We start from the raw sequence: 5,195 nt of genomic DNA on the forward strand, positions 1-5,195 counted from the left end.
TCGGCGCGCTCCAGGCCGACGATGGAGTCGCGGTCCGCGCCGAGCGTGCCGGGATCCCCACCTTCGTCTGCCGGGTGAAGGACCACGCGACCCGCGAGGAGTGGGACCGCGCCCTGACCGAGGCCACCGCCGCGTACGAGCCGGACCTCGTGGTCTCGGCCGGTTTCATGAAGATCGTCGGCAAGGAGTTCCTCGCCCGCTTCGGCGGCCGGGTCGTCAACACCCACCCGGCGCTCCTCCCCAGTTTTCCCGGTGCCCACGGGGTGCGTGACGCCCTCGCGTACGGCGCGAAGGTCACCGGGTGCACCGTCCACTTCGTCGACGACGGTGTCGACACCGGCCCGATCATCGCCCAGGGCGTGGTCGAGGTGCGGGACGAGGACGATGAAGCCGCTCTGCACGAGCGCATCAAGGAAGTCGAGCGCTCGCTGCTCGTCGACGTCGTGGGGCGTCTCGCCCGGCACGGCTACCGCATTGAGGGACGAAAGGTTCATGTCGGTGAACACGGACACCGTTAAGCCCATCCGCCGCGCGCTGGTCAGCGTCTACGACAAGACGGGGCTCGAGGAGCTGGCCCGCGGTCTGCACGAGGCCGGTGTCGAGCTCGTCTCCACCGGCTCCACCGCCGGCAGGATCGCCGCCGCCGGGGTGCCCGTCACCAAGGTCGAGGAGCTGACCGGCTTCCCCGAGTGCCTCGACGGGCGCGTCAAGACCCTCCACCCGCGCGTGCACGCCGGCATCCTCGCCGACCTGCGCCTGGAGTCGCACCGCGCGCAGCTCGCCGAGCTCGGCGTGGAGCCCTTCGACCTGGTCGTCGTGAACCTCTACCCGTTCCGCGAGACGGTCGCCTCCGGCGCCACCCCGGACGAGTGCGTCGAGCAGATCGACATCGGCGGCCCGTCGATGGTCCGCGCCGCCGCCAAGAACCACCCGTCGGTCGCGATCGTCACCAGCCCCGAGCGGTACGCCGACGTGCTCGCCGCCGTCCAGGCCGGGGGCTTCGACCTGACCGCCCGCAAGCGGCTCGCCGCCGAGGCCTTCCAGCACACCGCCGCGTACGACGTGGCCGTGGCCTCCTGGTTCGCCGACGACTACGCCGCCGCCGACGACTCCGGCTTCCCGGACTTCCTGGGCGCCACGTACGAGCGCAAGAACGTCCTGCGCTACGGCGAGAACCCGCACCAGGGCGCCGCGCTGTACGTCGACGGCACCGGTGGTCTCGCCGAGGCCGAGCAGCTGCACGGCAAGGAGATGTCGTACAACAACTTCACGGACACCGACGCCGCGCGCCGGGCCGCGTACGACCACGCCGAGCCCTGCGTCGCGATCATCAAGCACGCCAACCCGTGCGGCATCGCGATCGGCGCCGACGTCGCCGAGGCCCACCGCAAGGCGCACGCCTGCGACCCGCTGTCCGCGTTCGGCGGCGTCATCGCCGTCAACCGCCCGGTCTCCGTCGCGATGGCCGAGCAGGTCGCGGAGATCTTCACCGAGGTCATCGTCGCCCCGGGCTACGAGGACGGAGCGGTCGAGATCCTCGCCAAGAAGAAGAACATCCGCGTCCTGAAGGCCGAGGGCGCCCCGGCCAACCCGGTCGAGGTCAAGCCGATCGACGGCGGCGCCCTCCTCCAGGTCACCGACCGCCTCCAGGCCGAGGGCGACGACCCGGCGAACTGGACGCTCGCGACCGGCGAGGCGCTCTCCGCCGAGGAGCTCGCCGAGCTCGCCTTCGCCTGGAAGGCCTGCCGCGCGGTCAAGTCCAACGCGATCCTGCTCGCCAAGGACGGCGCCTCGGTCGGCGTCGGCATGGGCCAGGTCAACCGCGTCGACTCCGCGAAGCTCGCGGTCGAGCGGGCCGGCGAGGAGCGGGCGCGCGGCTCGTACGCCGCCTCCGACGCCTTCTTCCCCTTCCCCGACGGCCTGGAGATCCTCACGGCCGCCGGCGTGAAGGCGGTCGTCCAGCCGGGCGGCTCGGTCCGCGACGAGCTGGTCGTCGAGGCCGCGAAGAACGCGGGCGTGACGATGTACTTCACGGGCACGCGCCACTTCTTCCACTGACGGTAGGCACCCCGTAGCGGCCCGTCGGCACCTCACCGGTGCCGGCGGGCCGCTCCCGTTCCCGGGCCCCTGCGGCAGGTCCGCCGAACGGGTGGACTCTGGTCTAATGGGTTGGCTCTTTTGTCGGCCGCCGGTAGTGGGGGACGTGGTGTTGGACGTACTGAACAGGCCCGCCGTCGAGTCCACCGACGCGGAGTCGTCCGACGGCCTCTCCCCGGCCCCGCTCCGCCCGTACCTGATCCTCGCGGGCGTCCTCTGCGGCCTGTACTTCCTGTACTCCTGGGTGCAGTACGCGCACTTCCGCACGCCCTCCTGGGACCTCGGGATCTTCGGGCAGTCGGTCCGGGCGTACGCCGAGTTCCGGGCCCCCGTCGTCGACATCAAGGGCCCCGGCTTCCCCATACTCGGCGACCACTTCAGCCCCGTCACCGCGCTCCTCGCGCCGCTCTACTGGATCTGGCCCTCCCCGGCCTCCCTGCTCCTCGGGCAGGCCGCGCTCTTCGCCGCCTCCGCCGTCGTCGTCGGCCGCACCACCAAGCAGGTCCTCGGCAGCCGCGCCGCCGGCATCGGCCTGACGATCGCGTACGGGCTCTCCTGGGGGCTCCAGGAGGCCGTCAAGTCCGACTTCCACGAGATCGCCTTCGCCGTCCCGCTGCTCGCCCTGACCTGCCGGGCCCTGCTCCTCGGGCGCTGGACCGCGGCCGCCGCCTGGTCCGCCCCGCTCGTCCTGGTCAAGGAGGACATGGGGCTCACCGTCGCCATGGTCGGCGCGGTCCTCTTCCTCAAGGGGCAGAAGAAGCTGGGCGCCGCCCTGGCCGGCTTCGGTACGGCCGCCTTCGCGCTGACGGTCCTCGTCCTGATCCCGGCGGCGAGCAAGCTCGGCCAGTACGACTACTGGTCCAAGATCGAGAAGACCGGCACGGGCGCCGAGACCTCCTTCGGGCAGATCGTCGCCGACGCCCTCGGCTCGGGCGAGCGGTGGGAGATGGCGCTCTACCTGTTCGCGATCACCGGCTTCCTCGCCCTGCGCTCCCCGCTGGCCCTGCTCGTCCTGCCGACCCTGGGCTGGCGCTTCCTCTCCCAGGACCCCAACCACTGGGGCATGCACTGGCACTACAGCGCGATCCTGATGCCGGTCGTCTTCCTGGCCCTCGTGGACGGCGTCCGCTCGGTCCGCACCTCGCCGCGCGCCTGGCTCGTCTCGTACGGGAAGGTCGTGGTCCCGGTGGCGACGGCGGTCGCGCTCGTCCTCGCCGCGAACCTGCCGCTGCGGGAACTCCTCAAGTCGGAGACGTACCGGACGGACAGCCGGACCGTGGAGGCGCGGGCGGCGGTCGCCGCGGTGCCGGACGGGGCGAGCGTCGAGGCGGACGTCCCGCTCCTCGCCCACCTCACGGCGGACCACCGGGTCTACTGGGTGGGCACGTCGAAGGGGGCCACCCCGGACTATCTCGCCTTCGACCTGCGCGGCTGGGGGCAGCAGGTGTCGGATCCGGCGCAGCTGGCCGCGCAGTTGCACCCCGAGGCGCGGTACGAGATCACGTACCGCTCGGACGGCTTCGCGGTGCTGAAGAGGCAGTGACGGCCGCGGGCCGCCCGGTGTGCACCGGACGGCCCGCGGAACGGCAGAGGATCTGCCGGAGGTTACTTCTTGATGACGATCGTGCCGGCGGCACGGTCGTGCCAGCCCTGCGTCTTGCCCGTGCTGTCGAAGAACGGGGACAGGTAGACCAGGAGCTGGCCGATGCCGCAGACGATCGCGCCGACCATCGGGATGATCCAGCGGATGAAGCCGCCACCGAGACCCGGCTTGCCGCCCGTGTTCTCCTTGACGACGCGCAGGCCCAGCGCCATCTTGCCGAGCGTGGCGCCGACGAAGGCGATCATCAGCCACTCGTAGAGCATGGTGGCGATGAACAGCAGGAAGAGCACGCCGAAGAAGGCGGCGAGGATGCCGCCCGCGGCCTCGCCGGCCTGCTGCGCCGCGTTGTTCAGGCAGGTGTTGTACGCATCGGACATCGGGTCCATGCCGCTGCAGTCGTCGATGCTCTCGGTCGCGCCCACCACGCCGGCCAGGCCGATGGCCGACAGGACCCAGTAGACGATGCCGATGGCCAGGCTGTCGATCAGGCGCGCGCCGAACCGCAGACCCATCGAGGCGACCTGCACGGTGCCGAGGCCGTGCACGTTGATGTAGCCGTTGTTCGCCTGCAGGGTGCCCGGAGCCTGGGGGTACGCGCCCGGCGGCTGCTGCTGCGGGTAGCCGTAGCCCTGCTGCGGGGGAACGCCCTGCGGGGCCTGCTGCGGGTAGCCGTAACCGGGCTGGCCCTGCGGGGGCTGCTGGGGCTGCTGGCCGTACGGGTTGTTCGGGTCACCGAAGCTCATGTGGGGCTTTCCTCCGTTGCGGGGACGACGCGGTCACGCGGAGGAAACATGGTTGTTCTGCGGTGCGCCCCCCGGCAGTGCCCGCGGCACTGTTCGGCCCCCATCGTCATAAGTGGCGCGTAAGTTTGTCCAGCCGGAATGCAGATGTGTTGTAGGACAGCAACGCGCCGCCGCCGGTTTTGGGGCGTCCGGATTGGAACATGGGAGGGGTCATCCGGGAGGATAGCGGCATGAGCGCCCAGATTCTCGATGGCAAGGCCACCGCAGCCGCGATCAAGTCCGATCTGACCGTCCGTGTGGCGGCCCTCAAGGAGAAGGGCATCACGCCCGGCCTCGGCACGGTCCTGGTCGGCGACGACCCGGCCAGCCAGAAGTACGTCGCCGGAAAGCACCGCGACTGCGCGGAGGTCGGCCTCGCCTCCATCCAGCGCACCCTGCCGGGCACCGCCACCCAGGAGGAGATCGAGGCGGTCGTACGGGAGCTCAACGAGGACCCGGCCTGCACCGGTTACATCGTCCAGCTGCCGCTGCCCAAGGGCATCGACGAGAACCGCATCCTGGAACTGATGGATCCGGCCAAGGACGCGGACGGTCTGCACCCGACCAACCTCGGCCGGCTCGTCCTCAACGAGCCCGCCCCGCTGCCCTGCACGCCGAACGGCATCGTCACCCTGCTCCGCGCCCACGGCGTGGAGATCAACGGCGCCGAGGTCGTGGTCGTCGGACGGGGCGTCACCATCGGGCGCCCGATG

5 protein-coding genes are annotated in these 5,195 nt (G+C 71.1%); 4 read left to right on the top strand and 1 reads right to left on the bottom strand.

Annotated elements, in window-relative coordinates; genetic code table 11:
* From purN to CCN56_RS38645, 3 genes are all read left to right on the top strand, one after another.
* On the top strand, positions 1–518 hold a 518-nt coding region (gene purN, locus CCN56_RS38635), incomplete at its 5' end, for a phosphoribosylglycinamide formyltransferase (protein WP_107484299.1).
* A complete protein-coding gene (gene purH / locus CCN56_RS38640; protein ID WP_086832306.1) occupies positions 493–2,058 on the top strand; it encodes a bifunctional phosphoribosylaminoimidazolecarboxamide formyltransferase/IMP cyclohydrolase in 1,566 nt (521 codons plus the stop codon). The genes purN and purH, both read left to right, overlap by 26 nt.
* A 106-nt stretch (positions 2,059–2,164) precedes the next feature.
* Positions 2,165–3,640, top strand: coding sequence for a DUF2079 domain-containing protein (locus tag CCN56_RS38645; protein WP_373412955.1), 1,476 nt, complete (start codon positions 2,165–2,167; stop codon positions 3,638–3,640).
* A 62-nt stretch (positions 3,641–3,702) separates the two neighbouring features.
* Here the strand turns inward: CCN56_RS38645 and CCN56_RS38650 are convergent, their stop codons facing one another.
* Positions 3,703–4,443 (bottom strand): RDD family protein, encoded by a 741-nt coding sequence (locus tag CCN56_RS38650; protein ID WP_086832308.1) that lies wholly within the window; start codon positions 4,441–4,443, stop codon positions 3,703–3,705.
* 230 nt (positions 4,444–4,673) lie between these two features.
* Here CCN56_RS38650 and CCN56_RS38655 point away from each other — a divergent pair.
* The coding region (locus CCN56_RS38655) for a tetrahydrofolate dehydrogenase/cyclohydrolase catalytic domain-containing protein (RefSeq protein WP_306300662.1) at positions 4,674–5,195 on the top strand (522 nt) is incomplete at its 3' end.

Origin of the sequence: Streptomyces sp. NRRL B-24572, assembly GCF_002156145.1 — a bacterium.
Taxonomy (GTDB): Bacteria; Actinomycetota; Actinomycetes; order Streptomycetales; family Streptomycetaceae; genus Streptomyces; species Streptomyces vietnamensis.